At 63.3% G+C, this 20,511-nt stretch carries 18 protein-coding genes; 8 read left to right on the forward strand and 10 right to left on the reverse strand.

All coding sequences use genetic code 11. The annotated features are described in order from the left end of the window. The first annotated feature begins 397 nt into the window (after nt 1-397). The gene (locus tag QMX97_RS26490; RefSeq protein ID WP_120448501.1) at nt 398-1,573 is read left to right on the forward strand and encodes an MFS transporter; all 1,176 of its coding nucleotides are present in this window, start codon (nt 398-400) and stop codon (nt 1,571-1,573) included. On the opposite strand, the gene QMX97_RS26495 is transcribed toward QMX97_RS26490, so the two are convergent. From QMX97_RS26495 to QMX97_RS26505, 3 genes are all read right to left on the reverse strand, one after another. Next, nucleotides 1,567-2,604 carry a dienelactone hydrolase gene (locus QMX97_RS26495; protein WP_065904995.1) on the reverse strand — a complete coding sequence of 346 codons (1,038 nt, stop codon included), beginning with the start codon at nt 2,602-2,604 and terminating at the stop codon, nt 1,567-1,569. The two genes, QMX97_RS26490 and QMX97_RS26495, sit on opposite strands and share 7 nt — an antisense overlap. 229 nt (nt 2,605-2,833) lie before the next feature. Next, the gene (locus QMX97_RS26500) at nt 2,834-3,445 is read right to left on the reverse strand and encodes an FMN-dependent NADH-azoreductase (RefSeq protein WP_201144286.1); all 612 of its coding nucleotides are present in this window, start codon (nt 3,443-3,445) and stop codon (nt 2,834-2,836) included. A 142-nt stretch (nt 3,446-3,587) separates the two neighbouring features. Beyond that, complete coding sequence (locus tag QMX97_RS26505) at nt 3,588-4,514, reverse strand: AraC family transcriptional regulator (RefSeq protein ID WP_120448499.1); 927 nt, start codon at nt 4,512-4,514, stop codon at nt 3,588-3,590. Between the two features lie 195 nt (nt 4,515-4,709). Here QMX97_RS26505 and QMX97_RS26510 point away from each other — a divergent pair, with 195 nt between their 5' ends. Further along, nucleotides 4,710-5,618 (forward strand): LysR substrate-binding domain-containing protein, encoded by a 909-nt coding sequence (locus QMX97_RS26510; protein WP_106804018.1) that lies wholly within the window; start codon nt 4,710-4,712, stop codon nt 5,616-5,618. Further along, the gene (locus tag QMX97_RS26515; protein ID WP_065904991.1) at nt 5,615-5,971 is read left to right on the forward strand and encodes an MmcQ/YjbR family DNA-binding protein; all 357 of its coding nucleotides are present in this window, start codon (nt 5,615-5,617) and stop codon (nt 5,969-5,971) included. Before QMX97_RS26510 ends, QMX97_RS26515 begins: the two co-directional genes overlap by 4 nt. On the opposite strand, the gene QMX97_RS26520 is transcribed toward QMX97_RS26515, so the two are convergent. Both QMX97_RS26520 and QMX97_RS26525 read right to left on the reverse strand, forming a co-directional pair. Beyond that, the gene (locus QMX97_RS26520) at nt 5,960-6,343 is read right to left on the reverse strand and encodes a DUF1294 domain-containing protein (protein ID WP_065904990.1); all 384 of its coding nucleotides are present in this window, start codon (nt 6,341-6,343) and stop codon (nt 5,960-5,962) included. The two genes, QMX97_RS26515 and QMX97_RS26520, sit on opposite strands and share 12 nt — an antisense overlap. Beyond that, complete coding sequence (locus tag QMX97_RS26525; protein WP_120448498.1) at nt 6,340-7,170, reverse strand: undecaprenyl-diphosphate phosphatase; 831 nt, start codon at nt 7,168-7,170, stop codon at nt 6,340-6,342. The genes QMX97_RS26520 and QMX97_RS26525 overlap by 4 nt, the downstream gene beginning before the upstream one ends. Before the next feature lie 224 nt (nt 7,171-7,394). On the opposite strand from QMX97_RS26525, the gene QMX97_RS26530 reads away from it, so the two are divergent. From QMX97_RS26530 to QMX97_RS26545, 4 genes are all read left to right on the forward strand, one after another. Further along, nucleotides 7,395-9,029 carry a methyl-accepting chemotaxis protein gene (locus tag QMX97_RS26530; protein ID WP_213551511.1) on the forward strand — a complete coding sequence of 545 codons (1,635 nt, stop codon included), beginning with the start codon at nt 7,395-7,397 and terminating at the stop codon, nt 9,027-9,029. 140 nt (nt 9,030-9,169) lie between these two features. Then, nucleotides 9,170-9,733 (forward strand): nicotinamide riboside transporter PnuC, encoded by a 564-nt coding sequence (gene pnuC, locus QMX97_RS26535; RefSeq protein ID WP_065904985.1) that lies wholly within the window; start codon nt 9,170-9,172, stop codon nt 9,731-9,733. Continuing rightward, the gene (locus QMX97_RS26540; protein ID WP_065904980.1) at nt 9,730-10,251 is read left to right on the forward strand and encodes an AAA family ATPase; all 522 of its coding nucleotides are present in this window, start codon (nt 9,730-9,732) and stop codon (nt 10,249-10,251) included. Before pnuC ends, QMX97_RS26540 begins: the two co-directional genes overlap by 4 nt. 69 nt (nt 10,252-10,320) lie before the next feature. Further along, nucleotides 10,321-11,826, forward strand: coding sequence for an FAD-dependent oxidoreductase (locus QMX97_RS26545; RefSeq protein WP_282397873.1), 1,506 nt, complete (start codon nt 10,321-10,323; stop codon nt 11,824-11,826). On the opposite strand, the gene QMX97_RS26550 is transcribed toward QMX97_RS26545, so the two are convergent. Together QMX97_RS26550 and ggt are read right to left on the reverse strand one after the other, a co-directional pair. Beyond that, a complete protein-coding gene (locus QMX97_RS26550) occupies nt 11,823-12,617 on the reverse strand; it encodes an exodeoxyribonuclease III (RefSeq protein WP_065904976.1) in 795 nt (264 codons plus the stop codon). The genes QMX97_RS26545 and QMX97_RS26550 overlap by 4 nt on opposite strands. A 140-nt stretch (nt 12,618-12,757) precedes the next feature. Beyond that, the gene (ggt, locus tag QMX97_RS26555) at nt 12,758-14,482 is read right to left on the reverse strand and encodes a gamma-glutamyltransferase (protein WP_065904974.1); all 1,725 of its coding nucleotides are present in this window, start codon (nt 14,480-14,482) and stop codon (nt 12,758-12,760) included. Between the two features lie 159 nt (nt 14,483-14,641). Between ggt and QMX97_RS26560 the strand changes: the two genes are divergently transcribed. Beyond that, the gene (locus QMX97_RS26560) at nt 14,642-15,289 is read left to right on the forward strand and encodes a TetR/AcrR family transcriptional regulator (RefSeq protein WP_106804025.1); all 648 of its coding nucleotides are present in this window, start codon (nt 14,642-14,644) and stop codon (nt 15,287-15,289) included. A gap of 69 nt (nt 15,290-15,358) precedes the next feature. On the opposite strand, the gene QMX97_RS26565 is transcribed toward QMX97_RS26560, so the two are convergent. The 3 genes from QMX97_RS26565 to QMX97_RS26575 form a co-directional block, all read right to left on the reverse strand. Then, a complete protein-coding gene (locus QMX97_RS26565; protein WP_282397874.1) occupies nt 15,359-18,886 on the reverse strand; it encodes a molybdopterin cofactor-binding domain-containing protein in 3,528 nt (1,175 codons plus the stop codon). A 5-nt stretch (nt 18,887-18,891) separates the two neighbouring features. Further along, complete coding sequence (locus tag QMX97_RS26570) at nt 18,892-19,374, reverse strand: (2Fe-2S)-binding protein (RefSeq protein ID WP_106804026.1); 483 nt, start codon at nt 19,372-19,374, stop codon at nt 18,892-18,894. 531 nt (nt 19,375-19,905) lie between these two features. Beyond that, entirely contained in the window at nt 19,906-20,340 is a 435-nt protein-coding gene (locus QMX97_RS26575) for a MarR family winged helix-turn-helix transcriptional regulator (RefSeq protein ID WP_065904969.1), read from the reverse strand. Between the last annotated feature and the right edge of the window lie 171 nt (nt 20,341-20,511).

Below are 20,511 nucleotides of genomic sequence, written 5' to 3' on the forward strand. Positions count from 1 at the left end.
GGGCTGCGAAGCAGCCCTAAATTCAAACACCGCGCTCTGTCTGGCAGAACGCGGTGCTTTTTATAGGGGCTGCTTCGCAGCCCAACGCAGGGCAAGCCTGCTCGCCACAATAAGCTTGCTCACCTCAAATAAGCTTGCTGACCTCAAATAAACTTGCTCACCTCAAATAAGCTTGCTGACCTCAAATAAACTTGCTCACCTCAAATAAGCCTGCCACCTCAAATAAGCTTGCTCACCACAAATAGGCCTGCACACTGCAATAAGCCTGCACACTACAAATAAGCTGACTCACCAAAATCAAAGCCCCACTCCACTTCAAACAAAGTAGTTAGCCTGCTTCCTTTTCCCCCTGCCCCTTGCCATCATGCCCTCACCGCCCGCCCGCGAATGAGTGACCATGTCTGACGCCGCCCCCAGTTCCCTGTCGATCACCCTGCAGATCGTCTCCATCGTCTTCTACACCTTCATCGCGTTCATCTGCATCGGCCTGCCGATTGCGGTCATTCCTGGCTATGTGCACGAGCAACTGGGATTCAGCGCAGTAGTGGCCGGCGTGACCATTGGCTCGCAGTACCTGGCCACCCTGCTCAGCCGCCCCATGGCCGGGCGCATGTCCGACAACGTCGGCACCAAGCGCGCGATCGTACTGGGCCTGGCGGGCATTCTGCTCAGTGGTGTGCTGACGTTTTTCGCCACGCTGGCAGAAAGCCTGCCCAACTTGAGCCTGGCCATCCTGATTGCTGCCCGGCTGCTGCTGGGTGTGGCCCAGGGCCTGATCGGCGTGGGCACCATCAGTTGGTGCATGGGCGCGGTGGGCGCCGAACACACCGCGCGTTCCATTTCCTGGAACGGTATTGCGTCCTACGGCGCCATCGCCATCGGCGCACCGCTGGGGGTGGTGATGGTCGCCGACTATGGCTACAGCAGCCTGGGCATCGCCCTGACGGTACTGGCGGCATTGGGCCTGGTGCTGATCCGCAACAAGCCCTCGGTGCCGGTGGTGCGTGGCGAGCGCCTGCCGTTCTGGGCCGTGTTCGGGCGCATCGCGCCGTTTGGTGCGAGCCTGTGCCTGGCGTCGATCGGCTACGGCACGCTGACCACGTTTATTACCCTGTATTACCTCAACCGCGGCTGGGCCGGCGCGGCGTACTGCCTCACGGTCTTTGGCGTGTGCTTTATCCTGTCGCGGCTGGTGTTCATCTCGGCGATCAGCCGCTTCGGCGGCTTTCGCGCGGCCATTGCCTGCATGACCATCGAGACCGTGGGCCTCACGCTGCTGTGGCTGGCACCCTCCACTGGCGTGGCCTTGATCGGTGCCGGGCTGACCGGTTTCGGCTTGTCGCTGGTGTACCCGGCGCTCGGCGTGGAAGCCATCAAGCAAGTGCCCAACAGCAGCCGGGGCGCGGGTTTGAGTGCCTATGCGGTGTTTTTCGACCTGGCCCTGGCGATTGCCGGACCACTGATGGGCGCCGTGGCGCTGAACCTCGGCTACGGCTGGATTTTCTTCTGCGCAGCGCTACTGTCGGTCACGGCCCTGGGCTTGACGGTGTCGCTCAAGCGTCGCGCTTACTGATCGGCAGTCTGCAACCCGGCGCGGGTGGATTGGCCGAGGGTGTGGCCGAAAAAGCGCCCGGCCTCGGAGATCAGGTCACGGTGAATGCCTTCGCGGTCGACGCCATCGGCATCGGTGCAGATCGCCGGCATCGCCGCCAATTGATCGCTGTCGCACGGCGCCATGAACACAAAATGCCCGGCCCCTGCCAGCAGCTTGAAGTCCGGCGGCTCCGGCAACTTGCGCGCCAGGGCCGCGGCGTTCTTGTCCACGGCTACCAGCTTGTCGCCGTCGCCGCTGTAGAGCAACACCGGCACATGCACATCAGCCAATGTCTGACGGCCGAACATCAAGCTCAGCGGCGCCATCAGCATCAAGGCATGGATACGCGGGTCGGATTGCGGTTGCAGATCGTCACGGTCAACCACCAGCTCACCTTTGGTGGTGCAGGCGTCGCGGTCTTCCGGGCGCTCCTGGCAATAACGGCGCAGGCGGTCGAAATCCGGCTTGGCCCCCGCCAGGATCAACGCAGTTTCACCCCCGGCCGAATAGCCGATGACCCCGACCTGATTGACGTTGACGAACGGCGACAGCATCGGGTCGCCCAGGGTGGCGGTGATGGCTTCGGAAATCTGGATCGGCCGGCCATACAGGTTGCTCACGGTGCCAAGGCGGCTGTGGTCCTTGTAGTTGTCACCCGGGTGCAGCACCGCCACCACTACAAAGCCTTTACGCGCCAGCGAGGTGGCCAGGTCATGCAGGGCCAGTGGCGTACCGGTGTTGCCATGGGACAGCATCAGCATCGGGAAACGCCCGATGGCGATCTTCGCATCTTCAGTGGCCGCGACATGGTAGGCGCCCAACTGCGTGGTGTGCTCAAGCCCGGTAGAGGGGTAGAAGGCGACGGCTTTCATCGGCTGCAGGTCGAGCGGGTCGAGAAACGTCATGCGGTGGAAGCCCACACTCCAATGCGGGTGCGGCGCAGGCGCGGCATGCACTGAAATCAGGCCGCCCAGCAGGAAAAGAACCATAACAGCACAAAGACGCATCATGAGGATGTCCACCTTTGCTGCATTAAAACCGGCATGTCTGATTGAAAAGTCCATGGTTCAAGGTACTCGCACCGGGTGGTAAACCCATGTGTGCATAACCTGGGCCAAAGTAAAGACAGCGGGCAAACGAAAAAACTCCGTACTCCGGTCGTTTTCAGGCGGCCAGAATACAGAGTTTAGGCGCCCCGCTTCAGATTGAAACGGGGCAGAGGCGAAATTTACACAAGCCTTACGCGGCGGCGAACAACTGTTGGTTGATCTGTGCGTTGGCGTCGCTCAAGGACTTGCTGCGCACTTCGTCACCGTAGGCCAGGCCTTCGGCGCGCACGATTTCGATGTCAGTGATGCCGAGGAAGCCAAACAGCAATTTCAGGTAGCCTTCATGGGCGGCGCCCGACGCCTGGCCAGCATGCAGGCCGCCAGCGGTGGACACGATGATGACTTTCTTGTTGCCGCACAGGCCTTCCGGGCCGGCTTCGGTGTAGCGGAAGGTCTGGCCGGCGACCGCGATACGGTCGATCCAGGCTTTCAACTGGGTTGGAATGGTGAAGTTGTACATCGGCGCACCGATCACCACGGCGTCGGCGGCGAGGAACTCGGCCAGCGACGAGGCGCTCAGTTCGGCCTCGTGCTTTTGCGCGGCGTCGCGCAATTCGGCGGCGGTGCCCAGGGCGCCCAGGGTCGCGCCGGAGAAGTGGTTGATGCCTTCGCTGGCCAGGTCGCGGTAGGTCACTTCCACACCGGGCTCGGCCGCTTGCCAGGCCTTGACCACACCAGCGCTGAGCTGACGGGAAGCCGAGTTGTCGCCGAGGATGCTGGAATCGATATGCAACAGTTTCATGCGGGATCTCCAAGTGAGGATCGCGACAGGGCGATCAAGTGAGGTTGATCCTACAGGTGAAGCCAATGATCGATTAGAGGGTTGAAATGCGACTGTTCGTCTCGTCAGCGGGACAGTGCACTGTCTCAAGCCCGCTTCACACTCAATGGGACGACACGTAGATCGACGCCGACGCAGGCGCGGGCAGCGCATAGGTCCGCTTCATCCACTGGATCTCCTCCTGCGGCGTGCGGCCGAAGAAGCGCTTGAACTCGCGACTGAACTGCGAGGCGCTTTCATAGCCGACCTGGGTGCTGGCCGTGGCCGCGGTGATATCGCTGCGCAGCATCAGCAGGCGCGCCTGGTGCAAGCGCGTGGACTTGAGGTACTGCATCGGCGAAGTGTCGGTGACGGTGCGAAAATGCGCGTGAAAACTCGGCACGCTCATCATCGCTTCCCTGGCCAGCGCCTCCACGTCCAGGTGCTGGTGATAACACCCATGGATCTTGCGAATCGCCCGCGCGACCTTGCCGAACTGCCCCTGGCGATTCAGCGCGGCGCGCATCGAGCCGCCCTGCTCCCCCGTGAGGATCCGGTAATAGATCTCGCGCACCAGCGCGGGTCCAAGGATATGCGCCTCCATCGGCACACTCATGGCCTCGAGAAAGCGCAGCAGAGACGCGCTGAGCGGCTCATCCATCGGCGAGGAATACATGCCCCTGGGCTGGGCTTCGCCCTGCGCCGGGAAGTCATCCAGCGCCAGCATCAACTCCGCCGCCAGGGTGAAATCCAGGCGCAGGTATACCGCGAGCATTGGCGCTTGTTCAGTGGCCTCGGTTTCCATGGTGAACGGCACCGGCACTGACACCACCAGGTAGTGCTGGGCGTCGTACACGTAGATGTCCTCGCCGAGGTAACCGCGCTTGCGCCCTTGGCACACGATCACGATGCCGGGATCGTAGAGCACCGGCACGCGGTGCAACGGGCGGTTGGAACGCAGGAAGCGCACGTCATCGAGTGCGGTCAGGTTATAGCCTTCGACAGGCGCCAGGCGGCCCATCAACTCGATGATTCTTTCGGTGCGGCCCATGCTGGCTGGCTCCAGTGCAAAAACACACGGTATCGCGCCAGACCGGCTGACGCTACGCCCTGATAGGAATAGGCAATCAGTACAGTGGATCCTTGCAAAAAAACCAGCGTTCAACTGCTGCTGGCTTTTTTCGGGGTGGATTTGCCTCGCGCAGACGCGGATGATTCGTCCCATCGACAGGACAACAGGCCGACCATGCAAGACCTCAACGACCTCTACTATTTCGCCAAAGTCGTCGAAGCCGGTGGCTTTGCGGCCGCCGGGCGGCTGTTGGGGATTCCCAAGTCGCGCCTGTCCCGGCGCATTGCCGAGCTGGAAGAACGCCTCGGCGCGCGCCTGCTGCAGCGCACCACCCGCCAATTGACCCTGACCGCCGTCGGCGAGCGCTACCTGCGCCATTGCCAGGCCATGCTGCTGGAGGCGGAAATGGCCGATGAGGCCGTCGCCAGCATGTCCAGTGAACCGCGCGGGCGCTTGCGGGTGAGTTGCCCGGTGGGCATGGCCCAGCACATTCTGCCGGAACTGGTGGCCGGGTTTCTGGCCGCCCACCCGCTGGTCCAGCTGGAAATGACCCTGGTCAACCGCCGCGTCGACCTGGTCGCCGAAGGCATCGACGTGGCCCTGCGCGTGCGCGAACTCGGTGACGAGGACCCGCTGCTGGTGACCAAGCGCCTGCGCCAGGCCCAGACCGTGCTGGTCGCCAGCCCCGCCCTGATGCTCGGGCGCCAGGTCAGTACCCTCGACGACCTCAAGCAGTTGCCGATACTCGGCGCGCTGGAGGCGGATCGCCTGGTACACCAGCGCATCCTCGACCCCCAGGGCAACCCGCACGAGCTGGCGATGGAAGCCCGGCTGGGCATCGACGACTTCATTGTGCGCAAAGCCAGCGCGATCATGGGCCTGGGCTTTACCGTGCTGCCGATGATGTACTGCGAAGAAGAACTGGCCAGCGGCCGCCTGGTGCAACTGCTGCCGCAATGGTCCCTGCCGGGCGGCTGGCTGCAAGCCGTGTACCCGCATCGACGCGGCGTGCTGCCAGCCATTCGCGCCTGGATCGATTACCTCGAGGAAGGGTTCAAAGGCTGTGGAGATCGTTTGCTATGAAGATGACCGAAGCCCACGTCGCAGACTTCTGCCTGAGCCTGCCCGGCGCGCGGGAAGACTACAAATGGGGTGGCGTGCGGGTGTTCTCGATTGCCGGCAACAAGATGTTTGCCCTGCAGAACCTGCGCGGTGACTCGTTGGCGTTCAAGGTCGACAAGGAGCTGTTCCTCGGCCATGTCGACCGCCCGGGCATCCACCCGGCGCCGTATTTGGCGCGGGCGCAGTGGATCATCATGAACACGCCCTACCCGCTGGGCGCCGAGGAACTGCGCGGCTTGTTGCAGCGTTCCCACCAGTTGGTGGTGAGCAAGCTGCCCAAGCGCACGCAGATCGGTTTGTTGCTAGAGGACTGAAACCAGCGTGCCGCCGAGGAACAACTGGTCGAGCCAGAACACCTGGTGCAGCAACACGATCACCCAGAACAGCACCTGGTACGACACCTTGCGGGTCTTGTGGCGAAACACCTGCTGCGCGATCAGCGCCCCCGGCCAGCCGCCCGCCAGTTCCACCGCGTGGAGGATGTTTTCCGGGGTGCGCCAGCCGTCGGTACGCGCCTTGCGCTTGTCGCTCCAGTAGAGGAAAAACGCGATCACGCTGACCACGCCATACGCCACCAGCGGGATCAGCGTTTCACCGCGTAGCCACACCAGTACCGAGCCCAACCCGGGCGCCGCGCACAGCAGCACGAAGATCAGCGCCTTCAGGCGCGGGTGCTGGATCATCATGCCTTGGCGGCCGCCCAGTCGATCCAGCCGAACTGCCAGGTCGCCAGGATCAGCAGGCCGAACGCAATGCGGTACCAGGCAAACGCCGCATAACTGTGGCTGGCGATGAACTTGAGCAGGCCCTTGACCGCGATCATCGCGAAGATGAACGAGGTGACAAAGCCGATGGCAAACACCGGCAGGTCAGCCGGCTGGAACAGGTCGCGGTACTTATAGCCCGAATACACCGCCGCACCGACCATGGTCGGCATCGCCAGGAAGAACGAGAACTCGGTGGCGGTCTTGCGCGACAGGCCGAACAGCAACCCACCGATGATGGTCGAGCCCGAGCGCGAGGTGCCCGGAATCATCGCCAGGCACTGCGCAAACCCAACCTTCAGCGCGTCTTTCCAGGTGATCTCGTCCACGCTTTCGGCGTGCACTTCATGCTGGCGCCGTTCGGCCCACAACATGATGACGCCGCCCACCACCAGGGCCGTGGCCACGGTGATCGGGTTGAACAGGTAGTGGTGGATCAAGTCGGCAAAGATCACCCCGAGCACCACCGCCGGCAGAAACGCGATCAACAGGTTGATCGTGAAGCGCTGGGCGTTGCGCTGGGTCGGCAGGCCGGTGACCACGTCGAGGATCTTGCGGCGAAATTCCCAGACCACCGCGAGGATCGCGCCGAGCTGGATGATGATGTTGAACGCCATGGCGCGTTCGCCGCCGAAGTCGAGCAGGTCGGCGACGATAATCTGGTGGCCGGTGCTGGAGATCGGCAAGAACTCCGTCAGCCCCTCCACCACGCCGAGAATCAATGCCTGTGCGGCGGTCCACAAATCCATACTTCCCCCAAAGGTCATGCTCAATCGCATGCCTGGTTTATCTTTTAATGTTCACTGACGGGCACACCCAAGGCCCGGCGTTGATTCTCAACGCCGGCCTGCAAAAATTCTGTGAAAAATCAGGCAGTACTCAGGTTTTGCGATTGCAGGCCGAAAGCCTATCAGACAAGGCGTAAAAGTCGATGCAGCACCCACAATTATAAAAAGCACGGAGTGACAGGACGATGAACAGTTTGCGCAATATGTCGATCAGTCGGCGCCTCTGGCTGATCCTGATAGTCGCCGTGCTGATGCTGTTTGCCCTGGGTTTATTGATGCTCAGGCAGATTCATGACGACCTGTACCAGGCCAAGCGCCAGCAGACCCAGCACGTGGTCCAGACCGCCAGCGGCATCCTGACGTTTTATCACAGCCTCGAAACCACTGGCGTGATGACCCGTGACGCTGCGCAGAAGCAGGCCTTGAGCGCGGTGCGCGGCTTGCGCTACGACCATGACGACTACTTCTGGATTAACGACCTCACCCCCGTGATGATCATGCACCCGGCCAACCCCAAGCTGGACGGCCAGAACCTCTCGGCCATCCGCGACCCCGATGGGTTCGCGGTGTTCAACGAATTCGTGATCCTGGCCAAGGCCAAGGGCGCCGGCATCGTCAACTACCGCTGGCCGAAACCCGGCGCCGAAGCGCCGGTGGCGAAAACCTCGTATATCCAGCTGTTCGAGCCGTGGGGCTGGATCATCGGCTCCGGCGTGTACGTGGATGATGTGCAGGCCGAGTTCAGCGGCCAGGTGTGGAAAGCCTCGGTGATCGGCCTGGGCATCGCGCTGGTCATGGCGCTGCTGGTCACGCTGATCGCCCGCAGCATCGTGCAGCCATTGCAGGCAGCGGTGAACGCCATGGGCAACATCGCCAGCGGCGAAAGCGACCTCACCCGCAGCCTCGACACCCACGGCGACGACGAAGTCACCCAACTGTCCCGGCACTTCAACAGCTTCACCGCCAAGCTGCGCCAGGTGGTCAGCCAGTTGCAGGTGTGCGCCAACGCGCTCGGCGAGTCGTCCAGGGAGCTGGGCACCAACGCCACCCAGGCCCATGCTCGCAGCCAGCAGCAGTCCCAGCAGATGGAACTGGTGGCCACCGCGATCAATGAGGTCACCTATGGTGTACAGGACGTGGCCAAGAACGCCGAACACGCCGCCAGCGAAATGCGCGACGCCCAGGTCCAGGCCCAGCAAGGCCAGGTCAATATCGACGGCAGCCTGCAGCAGATCGACCACCTCTCCGGCACCATCCGCCAGGCCGTCGAAGTGATCCGCACCCTGTCCAGCGAAAGCACGCAGATTGGCGGCGTGCTGGAGGTGATCCGCTCGATCGCCGACCAGACCAACCTGCTCGCGCTGAACGCCGCGATTGAAGCGGCGCGCGCCGGTGAACAAGGCCGTGGCTTTGCGGTGGTAGCCGACGAAGTGCGCCTGCTGGCCCAGCGCACACAGAAGTCGACTGCCGAGATCCAACTGATGATCGAGCGTTTGCAGGGGCATTCGGAAGCGGCGGTCAAGGTCATCAGCGACAGCCACAGCGCATCGCAACTGACCATCGAACAGGCCGGCCAGGCCGGGGCCAGCCTCAATGCCATCGGCCAGGCCCTGCGCAACCTCAACGGCCTGAATGCCTCGATTGCCAGCGCCACCCTGCAACAGGCGCACGTAGTCGAAGACATCAACCAGAACGTGACCCAGGCGGCTGGCTTGTCCCACAGCACGGCGCTGGCGGCGGAACAGTCGAGCGCCGCCAGCGTGCAGTTGCGCGGCTTGAGCGAACAACTCGACGGCCTGCTGCGCCAATTCAAAGTCTGACTGTAGGTGCCGACTGGCCGGCGATGAGGCCCTTGGGATCCATGCGAGACTCAAGGGCGCCATCGCCGGCAAGCCAGCTCCAACAATGGTTGATCTTTGGTTACAATCCCCGCCCTCTGCCATTCACCCAAGGAACCACCATGTCCGCGCTTGAACTGTTCGCCGCTGCCCTGGGGGTGATTGCCGTGTGGCTGACGGTCAAGCAGAACCCTTGGTGCTGGCCGATCGGGCTGATCATGGTGTTGCTCTACACCTGGGTATTCTTCGACGTGAAGCTGTATTCCGACATGCTCCTGCAAGTCGTCTACGCGGCCCTGCAGGTCTACGGCTGGTGGCAGTGGACCCGCGCCGGAGAGGTCAAGCAGGGGCGCCAGGTCACCAGCCTGGGCGTGCCGGCGATCATCGCCAGCCTCGCAGTGGGCGCGGTCGGCAGCCTGTTGCTCGGCGCCGCCATGGCCCATTGGACCGACGCCGCCCAACCCTGGCTGGACGCCGCCCTCACCGGCTTCAGCCTGGTGGCGCAAATGTGGATGGCACAAAAACGCGTGCAGTGCTGGCCGCTGTGGATTGCCGTGGACGTGATCTTCGTCGGGCTGTTTCTCTACAAAGGCCTGTACCTCACCGCCGCGCTGTATGCGCTGTTCACCGTGATCGCCGTGCAGGGCTGGCGTGAATGGCGCGCCGATCCGGCGTTGCACGCATGAAAGTGGTCGTACTCGCCGGCCCCGAGTCCAGCGGCAAAAGCTGGCTGGCAGCGGAGTTGCAGGCGCACTTCGGCGGGCTGATGGTCGGTGAATACGTGCGCTATTTCATCGACCATCACCAGCGTGATACCACCCTCGCGGACATCCCCGCCATCGCCCGTGGCCAACTGGCCTGGGAAGATGCCGCCCGCGCCCAGCAGCCGCGCCTGCTGATTCTCGACACGCACCTGCTGACCAACAAACTCTGGAGCCAGACGCTGTTCGGTGACTACCCGGCATGGCTCGACGATGAGTTGCTGGCGCGGCACTACGACTTGCACCTGCTGCTGTCTCCCGACGATGTCGAGTGGACGGCGGACGGGCAACGCTGCCAACCGCAACTGGCCGATCGACAGGCGTTTTTCCAGGCCAGCCTCGACTGGATCGAGCAGCACCAGCAGCCCGCCCTGGTGATCGGCGGCAATTGGCAGGAACGCCGCGCCAAAGCCTTCGCCGCCGTGGCGCAGGTGCTGGAATAACGACCGACCATCGGGTCAACGCAGTCCATCGCCCTGCTCACCAGTCAATCTTCTAAAGGAGATTGGCCCATGAACATGCGCATCGTTGCCCGCCTGATCAACCTGCCCGAAAACCGTGGTGTTCGTGTCGAAACCGCCGCCCACCCCGTGCTGCTGGTGCGCGTCGGCGACCAGGTGCGGGCGTTCGAGGCGGACTGCCCGCACGCTGGCGCGCCGCTCGAACAAGGCGTGATCTGCAACGGGCATATCGTGTGCCCGTGGCACAAGGCGGCCTTTGCCGTGGACAGTGGCGCGGTGCGGGAACCCCCGGCACTGGTCGGGCTCAAGCAATACCCGGTGCAGGTGCATGATGGCGTGGTCAGCGTCGGCGACACCGCTCTGTGCGCCGAGCCCACGCCACTGCCCCACGATTCACGCTGCTTCGCGGTGATCGGTGCCGGCGCGGCAGGTGCAGCGGCCGTGGCCAGCCTGCAACGCGGCGGATTTGCCGGGCGCCTGCTGTGGATCGAACGCGAACCGAACCCTGCCTACGATCGCACCGCCCTGAGCAAATTCGTGATTGCCGGCCAGATGGCTGCCGATGACACGCCTGCCCTGCTGGACGAGGCCGTGGTGATTCACGGCGAGGTGCAGCGCCTCGACGCCGCGGCCAAACGCATCGAACTGGTCGACGGCCAACACTTCGACTACGACGCCGCGCTCGTGGCCACCGGCGGCGACGCCCAGCGCCTGGACATCCCCGGCGCCGTGCTGAATAACGTGTTCGTGCTGCGCAGCCGCGACGATGCTGCACGGATCAGCGCGGCGGCGGCCTCGGCGACGTGTGCAGTGATCATCGGTGACAGTTTTATCGGCCTGGAGGCAGCGTCGGCCCTGCGTCAGCGTGGTCTAGTGGTGCAGGTGGTCAGCCGCCACGCCATCCCGCTGGCCGCGCAATTGGGGCCGCGCATTGGCGCCGCCCTCCGCCAGTTGCATGAAGACCACGGGGTGATCTTCCACAGTAATACCGAGCCCGAACGCCTGGACGGGCATGGCGCCGTCAGTACGGTGCTGTTGAAAAATGGCAATCGCCTGGCCGCCGACCTGGTGCTCATCGGCGTCGGCGTACAACCGGCCACCGACTTTATCGACGGAGTGCAAAAAGCCGAGGACCACTCACTGCAGGTCGATGCGCACCTGCAGGCAGCCCCGGGCCTGTGGGCCGCCGGCGACAACGTGACCTTTGCCTGGCAACAGCATCCCACGCGCATCGAGCACTGGCGCGTGGCCCAGCAACTGGGGGTGCTGGCGGCGCGCAACATGCTCGGTGAAGCCCAAACGTATGCCGATGTGCCGTTCTTCTGGACCTACCACTTCGACAAGACCTTCGAGCTGCTCGGCCACCCGCGACACTGGAACCGCCTGCACCTGGAAGGCGACCTGCAACACCATGACTTCATCGCCCTGCTCTGCCATGACTACCAGGTTGAAGCGGTGATCGCCTGCGAACACCAGCAGGCCATGGCCGACCTCTCACAGCGCATGCAGCAGCCCCTAGGCAAAGCCGAAGCCCTGGACATCATCCGCCGCCGTTAACGCTTTTTGCGCGTGCCCAGTTGAATCCACGTCGGCGCATGGTCGCTGGCGTGCGGCTCGTTGCGCACCCAGGCATCTACGCCGGCATCCTTGAGGTACGGCGTGAGCGCCGGGTTGAGCAGCAGGTGGTCGATGCGCAGGCCGGCGTTTTTCTGCCAGTGCTGGCGAAAGTAATCCCAGAAGGTATACACCCGTGCCTCGGGGTACAGATGGCGCACGGAATCAGTCCAGCCCTGCTCCAGCAGGCGCTGGTAAGCGGCGCGGCTTTCCGGTTGCAGCAAGGCATCCTTGAGCCAGGAGCGCGGGTTGTAGATGTCCAGGTCGGTGGGCACCACGTTGAAATCGCCAGCCAGCAGCACCGGATGCTCACTGGCCTGCAACGCTTGGGCATAGGCAATCAGCCGTTCGAACCAGGCCAGCTTGTACTCGAATTTCGGCCCAGGCTGCGGGTTGCCATTGGGCAGGTACAGGCAGCCGACCAGCACACCGTGCACGGCGGCTTCGAGATAGCGGCTTTGCGTGTCGTGCTCGTCACCGGGCAAACCGCGCCGGCTCTCCAGCGGCTGGGCATCGCGCGCCAGGATCGCCACGCCATTCCACGACGCCTGGCCCAGGCAGATCGCCCCGTAGCCGGCGGCTTCGAAGTCGGCATACGGGAACAGGCTGTCGGGTGCCTTGAGTTCCTGCAGGCAGACGATGTCGGGCTGATCGCGCGCCAGCCATTGCAACAGGTTGGGCAGGCGGGCACGAATACCGTTGATATTGAACGTGGCGATTTTCAGGGCTTTCATCGCAGCGGATCCTTGCAGGGCTCTTGGGGTAGAGCCTGCAAGGCGTGCAGATGCTCAATCCAGGTCGGTCCAGCGCGTGATACCGACAGCCAGGGCAGCCTTGCGCTGTCCCTGGCTCACCGGCATCAGCCCCTCAGGCCTCAGTAGCCCAGGGACAGACCGGTATTGCGACGCGGATCGTTGGCGCCGTAGAAGCGGTTGTTGCCCACCGGCTTGCCGTCCAGGGATGGCGCACCGACCAGGATAGCGGCCAGGTGGTTGGCATCCTGGGGACCGGCAAACTTGTGGCCCCAGCTTTCCAGGATCTTCTGGGTGTCCGGGCTGACCGCGAAGGTCTCGAGGTTGGTGGTGTCCGGCATCCACTGCTGGTGGAAACGCGGCGCGTCCACGGCTTCCTGAATGTTCATCTTGTAGTCGATGACATTGAGGATGGTCAGCAACGTCGCGGTGATGATACGGCTGCCACCTGGCGTGCCCACCACCATCACGGCCTTGCCATCCTTGGTCACGATGGTCGGGCTCATCGACGACAGCGGCGCCTTGCCCGGCGCGATGGCGTTGGCTTCGCCCTGGACCAGGCCGTACATGTTCGGCACGCCGACCTTGACGGTGAAGTCATCCATTTCATCGTTGAGGATCACCCCGGTCTTGCTCGCCATCACGCCCGCACCGAACCAGTCGTTGAGGGTGTAGGTCACCGACACCGCGTTGCCCCACTTGTCGACGATCGAATAGTGAGTGGTGTTGTTGCCTTCATGCGGCGACACGCCCGGCTTGATCGCCTGGGAGTCCCCGGCCTTCTGCGGTTCGATGGCGGCGCGCAGCTTGGCGGCGTAGTCCTTGTCCAGCAGATGGGCGATCGGGTTCTTCACGAAATCCGGGTCACCGAGGTAGCTGTTACGGTCCACGTAGGCGTGGCGCATTGCTTCGATCTGGTAGTGCAGGCCCTGGGCCGAGTGATAGCCGAGGTCAGCCATCGGGTAGCCTTCGAGGATGTTCATGATCTGGCAGATCACCACGCCACCGGAGCTCGGAGGCGGTGCCGAGACCACGTGGTAGCCACGGTAGTCGCACTCGATGGGCGCCAGTTCACGGGTCTTGTACTTGTCGAGGTCAGCCTGGGTGATGATGCCCTTGCCGGCCTGGCTGGAATCCACCAGCGCCTTGGCGACCCAGCCTTTATAGAAGCCGTCGCTGCCCTTGGCGGAGATTTCCTTGAGGGTCTTGGCCAGGTCTTTCTGCACCAGTTTCTGGCCGACCTGCATCGGCTGGCCGTTGTGCAGGAAGATCCCGCGCATGTCCTGGTCTTTTTCGAACTCGCCGGTGGCGGTGTGCAGCAGGTCGATATCACCCTGCTCCAGCTCGAAACCGTTTTCCGCCAGCTTGATCGCCGGGGCAATCACCTGGGCGCGCTTGAGGGTACCGTATTTGCTCAGGGCCAGTTCCATGCCAGACACGGTACCGGGCACGCCGACGGCCAGGTGGCCTTTGGCACTGAGGCCTTCGACGACATTGCCGGCCTTGTCCAGGTACATGTCGGCGGTGGCCGCCAACGGGGCTTTTTCGCGGAAGTCGAGGAAGGTCTTGCGTCCGTCGGCCAGCTGCACGGTCATGAAACCGCCGCCGCCGAGGTTGCCGGCCGCCGGGTACACCACGGCCAGCGCATAGCCGACTGCCACGGCCGCATCGACCGCGTTGCCGCCGGCCTTGAGTACATCCACACCGACATGAGTGGCCAAATGCTGGGCCGTTACCACCATGCCGTTTTCACCGGCCACCGGGGCCTGGGACGCGGCGTGAACGCCACTGACCGTCAACACCAGTGCAGTGGCAATCAAGGTACGGCTGAAGGGTTGGTATTTCATCCATGGCTACTCTAGTTATTGAGACGCACCAAAATAGCCCGTCGCGGGTTTAATCCCCAGTGCAATGGCGTTTTTATTACAGAACTTGTCGGTCACAGAACGGCCGGCAAAATGCCCATGCTATATTTCGCGCCAAACTGTCGTCGAAGGCGCGCTGGCATGGCAATCAAGAAGACCGGGATCCGAGCCCAACAGGCGGACCAGACACGCGCGCGCATCCTGCAGGCGGCGATCAAGGTGTTTACCCGCGACGGCTATTCCGGCGGGCGTGTCGACAGCATTTCCAAGGAAGCGGACTCCAACGACCGCATGCTTTATTACTATTTCGGCAGCAAGGAGCACTTGTTCGTCTGCGTGCTGGAGCACACCTACGAGCAGTTCAACAAAGCCGAAAGCACGCTCAAGCTGGACCTCGATACGCCGGTGCAGGCCCTGCGCGAACTGGTGGCGTTTATCTGGAACTACTACGTCAAGCACCCGGAGTTCGTGGCGATCCTGAGCATCGAGAACCTGCACCAGGGCAAACACGCGCAGCAGTCCGGCGAATTGCGCCGGTTGTCCGGGGAAGCAGTCGGCGTGCTGCGCCCGATCATCGAGGCGGGCCAGGCCCAGGGCGTGTTCCGCGAGGATGTCGACCTCAAGCACGTGTACCTGATGATCGCCTCGCTCTGCTACTTCTATAACTCCAACCGCCACACCCTCAGCTCATTCCTCGGCGAGGACTTGTCGAACAAGCGGCAGCAGCAGGATTGGCTGGGGTTTATCAGTGACTTGGTGGTGCGGGGCGTCACCCCGGTCTCCGTGTAGAAACCCATTCCAACTGTGGGAACCGGGCTTGCCCGGCGCCCACAGTTGATCGGCTTATCGCCTGGGCTATCAGTGCGTACCGGGGTTCGCACGCAAGTGAGCGACCTTCTGCTCCAGGCCATTCCATGCCGGCGCGTTCGGCGCAAACTGCCCGCGCAGATAGCCGACCAGTTCCGCCACCTGCGTGTTCGACAGGCTGTCCTTGAAACCCGGCATGTACCCCAGGTCCTTGGTCGCAGGGTTGCTGATGCCTTGCAAAATCACCTTGATCAAATTATCCGGCTGATCACTGTGCACATTGGTATTGGTCGCCAATGAGGGGCTGACCCCAAACAACTTCGGCCCCAGGCCGTCGGCATGGCAGGCCTTGCACGAACCCTCGAACACGCGTCGGCCATTCGGATTCGGCACCGTCACTGCGGCGGCGACCTTGGCCTCGGCCGCCGCCTCGCCATTCAGCGACGCCAGGTAAACCGCCATCGCGCGGATATCCGCCTTGGGCAACTTCGCCAACTCACTCACCACCGGGCCCATCGGGCCGGCGGCCACCCCGTGCGCCTCGGAATAGCCGGTGCTCAAATAGGTGAACAACTGCTCTTCGGTCCACGGTGTCGGCGCCTTGGACAACCCCGTCAATGCCGGCGCTTCCCAGCCATCCACTATGCCCCCCGCCAGGAACGACTGGCCGCCCTTCTCCGCCCCCATCAGGTTACGCGGCGAATGGCAGGCGGCGCAGTGCCCCAGGCCATTGACCAGATAGTTGCCACGGTTCCACTGCTCACCGCGTTCAGGCTGTGGCGTGATCTCACCGCGCCGCAGGTTCAGCGCATTCCAGCCCGCCATCAACGACCGGATGTTGAACGGAAAGCGCATGGCATTCGGTGTCGGCGCCTGGCTGACCGGGGCCTGGGACATCAGGTAGGCATACAGGGCCTGCATGTCGGCATCGTCGATATTGCGAAACGCGGTGTAGGGAAACGCCGGGTAGAGGTTGCGCCCATCACGGCCAATGCCGTCGCGCATCGCTCGCTGGAACGCCGGGTACGACCAGGCGCCGATGCCGGTTTTGACATCCGGGGTGATGTTGCTGCTGTACAGCGTGCCGAAGGGCGTTTGCATTGCCAGCCCACCGGCATTGGTCGCGCCACCGGGCGCCGTGTGGCACACCGCGCAATCGCCGACGGCCGCCAGCAGGCGCCCGCGTTCCAGGGTGGCCTTGGACCAGGTGCCGGCGCTGGGCGGCGCTATCGGCGCGATCTCGGGGTGAAACGGCCAGGCCGTGGCCAGCAGCGCGCCCAAGCTCGCGAACAGCGCACCGAACCACCATTTACGGCGTTTTTGCGGCGACTTGGCCGGCTCACCCAAGGTGCCGGCGTTCAGCGCCGCCAATACGCGCTCCGGGGTGATCGGCAACTCGCGAAAGCGAATCCCGGTGGCATCGTAGATCGCATTGGCAATCGCCGCCGCGCTGGGCACCGAGGCGGACTCACCGGCGCCCATCGGTGGCTGGTCCTGGCGCGGCATCATCAGCACGTCGATCTGCGGCACCTGCGGGAACGTCAGGATCGGATAACCGCCCCACTCTTTGCTCGCCACCGTCGACTCTTCAAAGGTTACGCGCTCCTTGAGCACGCGGCTGGTGGACTGGATCACATTGCCGTGGATCTGATGCTGCACCCCCGCCGGGTTGATCATCATCCCCGAATCATGACCGATCACCACCCGCGTCACCGACACATCGCCGGTCTGCTTGTCGATCGCCACGTCCGCGACCCAGGCCGCCCATGCCGCGCCGAAGCCGGGAAACTTGCTGTGGATGTAGCGCGCGTAGGCAAAGCCACGGCCACGCAGCAGGTGGTCTGGATTGGCGGTCTGCATCGGCGCGGTGCGCGGCGACCAGTTGGCGCGTTCGGCGGTGGATTTCACCAGGTCGATGGCGCGCTCGTCCTTGAGGTAGCGCAGGCGGTATTCCACCGGGTCGACGCCAGCGGCAAACGCCAGTTCATCGATATAGGATTCATGCGCGAAGGTATTGGGCAACGCCGACACGCCGCGCATCCACGACGCACGCACGATGGGCGCCATGTCGTTGATAGTCACACGCATGTTATCGATGTCGTACGGCGGGATCGAGGTGCGGTCGCCCATCTCGAACATCGCCGCCACCGGCTCCACGCGCCCCGTCAGCAGCAATGCCAGGGTTGGCGCGCCGTTGGACGGGTAGCTGGTTTCGAAGTCATAGGCGGCGATGCTGCCGTCGGCGTTGAGGCCACCGTCGACGTCCATCAACTGCCCGGTGCCCTTGGGTTCCCACAAGTGTTCCTGCTCGCGGGTCAATTGCACCCGCACCGGCTTGCCCACCGCGCGCGACAGCAGCAAGGCGTCGGCGCAGACATCGTCAGCACAGTTACGCCCGTAGCAGCCGGAGGCTTCCATGCGGATCACGTCGATCAGCGCTTCATCGCATTCGAGCAGCCACGCGAGGTCAGCGCGCAGCAGGTGCGGGTTCTGGCTGCCGGACCAGACGCGACTGCCGCTGGCTTGATAGTCCGCCACGCCACAGGACGGGCCGATCGAACCGTGCATCTGGTAAGGCCACAAATAACTGCGCGACAAGCGCTGGCTGGTACCCGCCAGCGCTTCATCGACATTGCCCTGGTCGAGGACGGTGCGGCGCACCCGTGGATTGTCGCGGATGGCTTGTTCCACATCGCTCATGTCCGGCAACCCATTGTTCCAAGGTTTCCAGTGCACCTGCAGCGCCTCGGCGGCCTTGATCGCCTGCTCCTCACGCAGCGCCACCACGCCGACAAAATCGCGGATCACCACGACCGCGACAATGCCGGGGATATTCGCGATGGAGGCCTCGTCCACGCGCAGCAGGCTGTTGCCGACAAACTCGCCGCAATCCAGGCCGGCGTACGGCGGGCGGATCACCCGCCCATGGAGCATGTCGGGCACGCGCATGTCGTGCACATAGGTCAGTTCGCCGGTGGCCTTGCCGGGGATATCCACCCGCGCAGCGCCCTTGCCTACCAGGCGGTAATCCTCGACGGCCTTGAGCGGTGCGTCGCCGCTGATGCGCAACTGGTCGTGCTGGCCGCTGACGAGTTCGCCGTAGGTGGTGGTGCGCCCGTCCGCCGCTTGAATCACACCGGCGTCGACCTTGAGGCTGGCGGTGCTTACTCCCCAGCGCCCCGCCGCCCGCGCCAGCAAGAAGCGCCGCGCTTCGGCGGCCGCATTGCGCAAGGGCACGGCGGAAATCTGCAAGGTCGCGCTGGCAATCGTCGCGCCCTGGTTCGGCACGCGCTCGGTGTCGCCAAGCACCATCTTCACCTGGTCCATGCCCAGGTCGAGTTCTTCGGCGACGATCTGCCCCAGCGAAGTGCGGATGCCGGTGCCCAAATCCACATGGCCGTTGAATGCATACACCAGGCCGTCGTCGTTGACGGCGATAAACAGCCCCAGTTCCTTGGGCTTCACGGTCGGCGTACCGCCCTTGGCCACCGGGCCCGAAGGCGGCAGCACGTCATCGACGATCAACAGGACGCCGGCCTTGGCCAGCCACTGGTCACGGGAAAGCGGAGTGTCGGTCATGGTCATCAATCCACGGTCATGAGGCGAGCGGCACGCAGCACCGCGCGGAGGATTTCGATATGGGTGCCGCAGCGACAGAGATTGCCCGACAGCTCGTTGCGCACCTGGGCTTCGCTGGGGTTGGGGTTACGGTCGAGCAAGGCCTTGGTGGTCATGATCATGCCGTTGAGGCAGTAGCCGCATTGCGCGGCCTGCTCATCGATAAAGGCCTGCTGCACCGGATGCGGCGCCTGCCGCGTGCCGAGGCCTTCCAGGGTGACAATCTCGCGCCCCACCGCGCCGGACAGCGGGAACACACAGGAACGCGCCGCCACGCCATCGATGATCACCGTGCAGGCACCGCACTCGCCCAGGCCGCAGCCGTACTTGGGGCCGTTGAGCTGCAGGTCATTGCGCAACACCAACAACAGCGGCGTATCCGCCATGGCGCTGACGTCGCTTTGCTGCCCGTTGACCTCAAGCGTTACCGTGATGTGCTGGCTGATCATTCGCTTCGCCCGTAACAGTTGGTGAAGTAGTCACTACACTAAACAGTCAAAAAAAAGCGCCGCGGACCTGGGGTCTCACGACACACTTGACTGATGAAGTGGCTGCTACATCAACCTGGAGCAAAAACGGTGCCAATGGGGGGGGAAGTGGTTAACAGACTACCTGTGGTGAACTGACTTATTGTTGTGAACAGACTGCCTGTAGTGAGCAGCCTTCTTTGTGGTGAACAGACTGCCTGTGGTGAGCAGCCTTCTTTGTGGTGAACAGACTGCCTGTGGTGAACAGACTTCCTGTAGTGAGCAGCCTTCTTTTGTGGCGAGCGGGCTTGCCCCGCGTTGGGCTGCGTAGCAGCCCCAAAAACCACACTCCGCAATTCTTCAGCAATAACTCAGCATGCTTGAAAGGGGCCGCTTCGCGCCCCAACGCGGGGCAAGCTCGCTCACCACAGGCAAGCCTGCTCACCACAAGCAAGTCTGCTCACCACAGGGACGTCTGCTGAGCACCGCTGGTCAGCTCACAACCCTGCCGCCCTACTCCTGCGGATCCTCGATCATCTTGCGCAACAGAAACAGCACTGCCACGCGTTCGGCGGGGTTGAGGTTGCTCATGGTCAATTCACTGATCTGCGCAGCACGCGGCGCGGTTTGCGCGACCAGTTCGGCGCCGGCCGGGGACAGGTCGACCACGACTTTGCGCTTGTCCTGCGGATCGGGCTCAAGCGTGATCAATTCCTTGGCCTTGAGCCGCTCGACGATACCGCGAATGGTCGCCTGGTCCACTGCCGTGGCCTTGACCAGTTCAGTCAGCGAACTTGCACCGTGATCGCGCAGCGCACACAGGGTGACGAACTGCACGGCGGTGAGCTGGGAGTCGCCGACATTCTGCTGAAAAATCGCCAGGTGACGCTGGTAAGCCTTGCGCAACAGGTGGCCAACTTGCTCAGAAAAAACGTAGGAATCAGGCACGGCGAAGCTCGGTGGGTGGCTAGCGATGGGGAAGCATGATGGCGAGGTTGTCGCAATGACTCAAGGATCTCATTGCCGGAACGCAGTCGAAATGTGGGAGCGGGCTTGCTCGCGAATGCGGTGTGTCAGGTGGCGCATTGTTGACTGACGTAGCGCATTCGCGAGCAAGCC

This window comes from Pseudomonas sp. PS01298, assembly GCF_029959745.1.
GTDB classification, from domain to species: domain Bacteria; phylum Pseudomonadota; class Gammaproteobacteria; order Pseudomonadales; family Pseudomonadaceae; genus Aquipseudomonas; species Aquipseudomonas aylmerensis.

Bases quoted from the DNA above. Each gene is read 5' to 3' on its own strand.
- QMX97_RS26510 (WP_106804018.1), top strand. From the start codon at position 4,710: ATGCAAGACCTCAACGACCTCTACTATTTCGCCAAAGTCGTCGAAGCC.
- pnuC (WP_065904985.1), top strand. From the start codon at position 9,170: ATGTCCGCGCTTGAACTGTTCGCCGCTGCCCTGGGGGTGATTGCCGTG.
- QMX97_RS26560 (WP_106804025.1), top strand. From the start codon at position 14,642: ATGGCAATCAAGAAGACCGGGATCCGAGCCCAACAGGCGGACCAGACA.
- QMX97_RS26525 (WP_120448498.1), bottom strand. From the start codon at position 7,170: ATGGATTTGTGGACCGCCGCACAGGCATTGATTCTCGGCGTGGTGGAG.
- QMX97_RS26495 (WP_065904995.1), bottom strand. From the start codon at position 2,604: ATGATGCGTCTTTGTGCTGTTATGGTTCTTTTCCTGCTGGGCGGCCTG.
- QMX97_RS26570 (WP_106804026.1), bottom strand. From the start codon at position 19,374: ATGATCAGCCAGCACATCACGGTAACGCTTGAGGTCAACGGGCAGCAA.
- QMX97_RS26505 (WP_120448499.1), bottom strand. From the start codon at position 4,514: ATGGGCCGCACCGAAAGAATCATCGAGTTGATGGGCCGCCTGGCGCCT.
- QMX97_RS26545 (WP_282397873.1), top strand. From the start codon at position 10,321: ATGAACATGCGCATCGTTGCCCGCCTGATCAACCTGCCCGAAAACCGT.
- QMX97_RS26500 (WP_201144286.1), bottom strand. From the start codon at position 3,445: ATGAAACTGTTGCATATCGATTCCAGCATCCTCGGCGACAACTCGGCT.
- QMX97_RS26565 (WP_282397874.1), bottom strand. From the start codon at position 18,886: ATGACCGACACTCCGCTTTCCCGTGACCAGTGGCTGGCCAAGGCCGGC.
- QMX97_RS26540 (WP_065904980.1), top strand. From the start codon at position 9,730: ATGAAAGTGGTCGTACTCGCCGGCCCCGAGTCCAGCGGCAAAAGCTGG.
- QMX97_RS26490 (WP_120448501.1), top strand. From the start codon at position 398: ATGTCTGACGCCGCCCCCAGTTCCCTGTCGATCACCCTGCAGATCGTC.
- QMX97_RS26550 (WP_065904976.1), bottom strand. From the start codon at position 12,617: ATGAAAGCCCTGAAAATCGCCACGTTCAATATCAACGGTATTCGTGCC.
- ggt (WP_065904974.1), bottom strand. From the start codon at position 14,482: ATGAAATACCAACCCTTCAGCCGTACCTTGATTGCCACTGCACTGGTG.
- QMX97_RS26515 (WP_065904991.1), top strand. From the start codon at position 5,615: ATGAAGATGACCGAAGCCCACGTCGCAGACTTCTGCCTGAGCCTGCCC.
- QMX97_RS26530 (WP_213551511.1), top strand. From the start codon at position 7,395: ATGAACAGTTTGCGCAATATGTCGATCAGTCGGCGCCTCTGGCTGATC.
- QMX97_RS26520 (WP_065904990.1), bottom strand. From the start codon at position 6,343: ATGATGATCCAGCACCCGCGCCTGAAGGCGCTGATCTTCGTGCTGCTG.